Source organism: Streptococcus sp. 339 (assembly GCF_013277285.1).
Classification (GTDB): domain Bacteria; phylum Bacillota; class Bacilli; order Lactobacillales; family Streptococcaceae; genus Streptococcus; species Streptococcus pseudopneumoniae.
The window spans coordinates 1-4,621 of record NZ_VMMR01000044.1; the positions used below are offsets into that span (position 1 = coordinate 1).

4 protein-coding genes and 2 pseudogenes are annotated in these 4,621 nt (G+C 36.2%); all 6 read right to left on the reverse strand.

What is annotated here, in order from left to right:
* Positions 1 to 171: 171 nt before the first annotated feature.
* Positions 172 to 1,785 carry a ribonuclease Y gene (locus HT736_RS05960; protein ID WP_000404950.1) on the reverse strand — a complete coding sequence of 538 codons (1,614 nt, stop codon included), beginning with the start codon at positions 1,783 to 1,785 and terminating at the stop codon, positions 172 to 174.
* A gap of 81 nt (positions 1,786 to 1,866) precedes the next feature.
* Positions 1,867 to 2,121, reverse strand: a pseudogene (locus tag HT736_RS05965) (recombinase family protein); the annotation flags it as partial.
* Between the two features lie 136 nt (positions 2,122 to 2,257).
* The gene (locus HT736_RS05970; RefSeq protein ID WP_000669602.1) at positions 2,258 to 3,043 is read right to left on the reverse strand and encodes a hypothetical protein; all 786 of its coding nucleotides are present in this window, start codon (positions 3,041 to 3,043) and stop codon (positions 2,258 to 2,260) included.
* A 71-nt stretch (positions 3,044 to 3,114) separates the two neighbouring features.
* Positions 3,115 to 3,656 (reverse strand): annotated as a pseudogene (locus HT736_RS12080) (KilA-N domain-containing protein); the annotation flags it as partial.
* A gap of 346 nt (positions 3,657 to 4,002) precedes the next feature.
* Positions 4,003 to 4,257, reverse strand: coding sequence for a Txe/YoeB family addiction module toxin (locus HT736_RS05980; RefSeq protein ID WP_016398855.1), 255 nt, complete (start codon positions 4,255 to 4,257; stop codon positions 4,003 to 4,005).
* Positions 4,258 to 4,260: 3 nt separating this feature from the next.
* Positions 4,261 to 4,515 carry a type II toxin-antitoxin system Phd/YefM family antitoxin gene (locus HT736_RS05985; protein WP_016398854.1) on the reverse strand — a complete coding sequence of 85 codons (255 nt, stop codon included), beginning with the start codon at positions 4,513 to 4,515 and terminating at the stop codon, positions 4,261 to 4,263.
* Positions 4,516 to 4,621: the final 106 nt, after the last annotated feature.

A 4,621-nucleotide genomic window follows, 5' to 3' on the forward strand; every position in this document is an offset into this window, starting at 1 on the left:
TGAAAATCAAAGAGTAAACTAGGAAACTAGCCGCAGGCTGTACTTGAGTACGGCAAGGCGACGTTGACGTGGTTTGAAGAGATTTTCGAAGAGTATTACACCTCAGATGCACCACATGCCCGTCGTACTTCAAAAAAACTGAAGTCAGATTTCACTGACCTCAGTTTTTTATTATTTAGCATAATCTACTGCACGAAGCTCACGAATCACGGTTATCTTGATATTTCCTGGGTAATCGAGATTGTTTTCAATTTTCTCACGAACTTTGTGAGCTAAGATTGTGACTTTGTCGTCCTTGATTTTTCCTGGATTGACCATGATACGAATTTCACGTCCTGCTTGAAGGGCAAAGCTATTTTGTACCCCTTCAAAGCCGTTCGCAATTTCTTCCAAATCATGGAGACGCTTGATGTAGCTTTCAAGAGACTCACTACGAGCACCTGGACGAGCTGCGCTCAAGGCATCTGCTGCAGCAACGATAACTGCAATGACGCTCTCAGCTTCAACATCTCCGTGGTGACTAGCAATCGTATTGACCACAACTGGATGTTCCTTGTACTTACGTGCCAATTCCATACCGATTTCAACGTGGCTACCTTCAACCTCGCGGTCAATGGCTTTTCCGATGTCGTGAAGGAATCCAGCACGACGGGCAAGAGCCGCATTCTCACCAAGCTCGCTGGCCATAATACCAGCTAACTTAGCAACCTCAATCGAATGGCGCAAAACATTTTGGCCATATGAAGTCCGGAATTGCAAGCGACCCATAATCTTCATCAAGTCTGGATGAAGGTTTGGTGCGCCAATCTCATAGGCAGCAGCCTCACCGTATTCACGGATCTTATTGTCAATCTCTTGACGGTTTTTCTCAACCAACTCTTCGATACGAGCTGGGTGGATACGACCATCCTTGAGCAACATTTCCATAGTCATACGGGCAATCTCACGACGAATCGGATCAAATCCTGACAAGGTCACCACTTCTGGTGTATCGTCGATAATCACATCGACCCCTGTCAAACTTTCAAAGGTACGAATGTTACGGCCTTCACGACCAATAATGCGTCCCTTCATAGTATCGTCTGGCAGATGAACCGTTGAGTTTGTTGACTCCGCTACATATTCACCAGCGATACGTTGCATAGCTTGAACCAGGATGTCCTTGGCCATTTTGTCAGAACGTTCCTTGACCTCTTGCTCAGCTTCGCGAATACGACTGGCAATCTCCTTGGTCAAGTTTTCCTCTGTCTGTGCCAAGATAATATCTCGTGCTTCTGCCTGAGACAGAGCACCAATACGCTCTAGTTCTGCTTCTTTTTGTCTTTCGACTTCCTCTAATTGCTCTTCACGCGCATCAAGGTTTTTCGCTCTATCAGAAATACTTTGTTCTTTTTGTTCAAGTGTTTGTTCTTTACTCGTCAAATTGTCGTCCTTACGGTCAAGGCTAGTAGCTCTCTCTGTCAAACGACTTTCGATTTGTTTGAGTTCTTGACGTTCTGATTTGAATTCAGCGTCCACTTCTTCACGGTATTTTCTGGCTTCTTCTTTGGCCTCCAATAGTGCTTCTTTTTTAAGAGACTTGCTTTCACGTTTGGCTTCATTAACAAGTAAATCCACTTCACGCTCAGCTTGTCCACGTAAATTAGTTGCTTCTTGTTCAGCATTTAAAAGCATCAACTCTGCAGCTTCCTGAGATGATTTCATCTTGGCTGAGATGCTGACATATCCAATGACTAAACCAATGATGACGGCAAAAACAGCAATCGCAAGCGACATGATTTCCATGTTTTTACCTCATTTTATTGTTATTCCGAATGACATACATTCTTTTACATTCTACCATAAAAAAGTAATTTTCACAAACCTTAAATGGATATCGCTAACATCCGCATTATCACTATCATAGTTATCATTTACAGATATAAAGCGAATACCTTTTTCAAGAAATATCTTTTGTAAGTACTTTCCTGACTCGATATACTCTCTGCCGAAACGAGATAAATCTTTTACCATAATGATAGAAAACTTTCCTTTATTCAGGTCATCAATCATATTCTTAAAATTTGGTCGCTCAAAATTAGAACCACTATATCCATCATCTACATATTCATAGGATAATTCAATAGATTTCTCTTCTACCTCAAAAGCAAAAAGGATAAATTCCCCCTACACTTAAAATTTATCCCTCTTGGTAACCTCTTTTATTAATTTTTTTGATAAAGAAAACGCACATTTTATTTAACTGGTGCTGAAATCTTTATAATAATATTTTTTTAGTTCTTTCTAGAATAATGATATTAAGATTTTTCATATATCTTATATATTCTTCTTCTGTGCTAGCAATCCTAATATCTTCTTTATCTAAAAAGACAACCTGATTGTTCTCTAAATCTGATTTAATTAAATCTATAATTTTATTTTGCTCATATATAAATCCTTCTAACTTAAAAAACTCGACAAATTTCTCAAATCCATTTTTACAATTATCATCATCAAAAAATAGTTCAAACCATTCACGGTAATTCTCTATAGCATAATCTATTTTTGAATTATTATTTCCCGCAAACCATTCTTTTATAGCATATAGTGTTAAATCAAAACGATCATAATATCCTTTATAAATTCCATTCTTGATTCTAGGTTTTCCACCTCTAGCTGTATTAACGGTTTCTGATTTTCCACCACCTCTAGGGAAAAGAATGTGTCCACCTATTGTTCTTGAAATACTCAAATGATCTAAAATTATTCTGTCGTTTAATCCTGCCTTTCTTGCCCAATAAATAGAGGCTCCTATATAATCACTTGATAATAAATACTTATCCTTATCAATAAATAAAGTATAAAAATCTCCATTTCCAAAGTTTTGGCATTTATTACATACAGATGTTATTTTAAGTTTTTCTTTTGAATCATCATCAAAAAACATCTTACATAAATCATCGTACAACGCCTTACTACATACATCAGGATCCTTTCTATTATATAATGAAAAACCTTTGGGAAAATAAGGATATAAATCAAATAGATAATTTTTAAACTTCATATTTATTACTCTCCATTAAATCTTTTTAGGAAATTTAAAATCAAATTTTCCTCCAAGCACACCCGCACTTACTCCCGCAACTACTACAAGTGTTGTACTAATTGTTCCTATTTTCTTCACGCCACTGTTTAGCTCTTTTGTTAAATAAAACAACATTGATCATATCTGCTTCACTTACATACTTGTAAGACAACTGTTCGTTGGTAAGATCTTTTAAGAGATATTCTTTGATTGCATCTGTATGAATTTTGTAGTTAATCTTAGAAATTTCTCTATTCAAATTCCAGCCTAATGATATCTTAGAATTTTAATCTGACTTAAGTCTTTTGTAATCCTGAATTACATACATCTTAAATTCAGCAGAAATACATGAAGCAAATTCAAAGGCAATATCTATATGTGCAAATGCACCACCATATCTTCCACCTTTTGAGATAATTCCGATTGCTCCAGTTTTCTCTACCCATTTCTTAGGAGACAATGTAAATGAATTATATCCAGCTTCCGATTTAATTCGGTCGAATTCGACCGAATTGAAATTCATGTTGTTTAAGCTTTTCCATAAACCAAGAAACTCAATTGTATCTTTTCTTCTCATCCAATTTTTAATTACATCACTCGATACTTATCCGAACGATAAGCTCCACGTAAGGTGTTCGCAATCGACCAAACTGCATTGACTACATTTGAAATCTGAACATCGTTCGACTGGAATATCGGTAGTTTTTCTTTAAAATTAGACATTTACTTCCCCTGTTTTTATTATTAACAATTCTCTTCATTATACCACAAAATACAAGTGATAAAGCGGATTCAAGGGAAAAAATCGAAGTTTATATACTAAATTTCTTTACTGAGTTTTTGTCTTTTGTATTAGGGATTCTGTCATTTTCTAAAAAACTTTATCTTAAACTTACTCATAAAAATTTAAAAAATAAAAAGCCCACCTTTCAGTAGACTTAGTAGTGATCTTTGAAGGACAAAAAAGCGATGCTATCTCCATCCATCATATAAATCAAGCGATTTTCTGCATCAATACGCCGTGACCAGGCTCCTTGGTAGTCATACTTGAGTGGTTCTGGTTTTCCTATTCCTGTAAATGAATCACTTTGAATATCCTTAATTAGTTTATTGATTCTTTTTAGTGTTTTCTTATCCTGAGTTTGCCAGTAGCAATAATCTGCCCACGCATCTTCTGTAAACTTGAGCAGCATTCCTCACTCCTCAATAACATGGACTTGAGTGCTTCCAGCACGGACTTGAGCCATTCCTCGCAAGACCTTGTCAGATAGTTCCTTATTTTGAACGATTCTCAGAGTTTCCTGAATACTGTCCCATTCGCTCTTTGAAAGAACTACAATGTCCTCATCTGGATTTTTATTGACCACCGTCAAAGGCTCAAATTCATCATTTACCTTCTTCATGTAGTCCTTTAAATGATTTCGGAATGTTGAGTAAAGGACTGCTTCCATAACCATACCTCGTTTTAGCTCTTTTCCACTATTATACACGAAAAGAAAGAAATTGTCAGGAACTTGTACAAGATTTTCTTTTCCATCTATTTATACTCAATGAAAA

What these genes read in the sequence shown, in the direction of transcription:
- HT736_RS05960 (WP_000404950.1), bottom strand. Translation starts at nt 1,785, where the DNA reads ATGGAAATCATGTCGCTTGCGATTGCTGTTTTTGCCGTCATCATTGGT.
- HT736_RS05970 (WP_000669602.1), bottom strand. Translation starts at nt 3,043, where the DNA reads ATGAAGTTTAAAAATTATCTATTTGATTTATATCCTTATTTTCCCAAA.
- HT736_RS05980 (WP_016398855.1), bottom strand. Translation starts at nt 4,257, where the DNA reads ATGCTGCTCAAGTTTACAGAAGATGCGTGGGCAGATTATTGCTACTGG.
- HT736_RS05985 (WP_016398854.1), bottom strand. Translation starts at nt 4,515, where the DNA reads ATGGAAGCAGTCCTTTACTCAACATTCCGAAATCATTTAAAGGACTAC.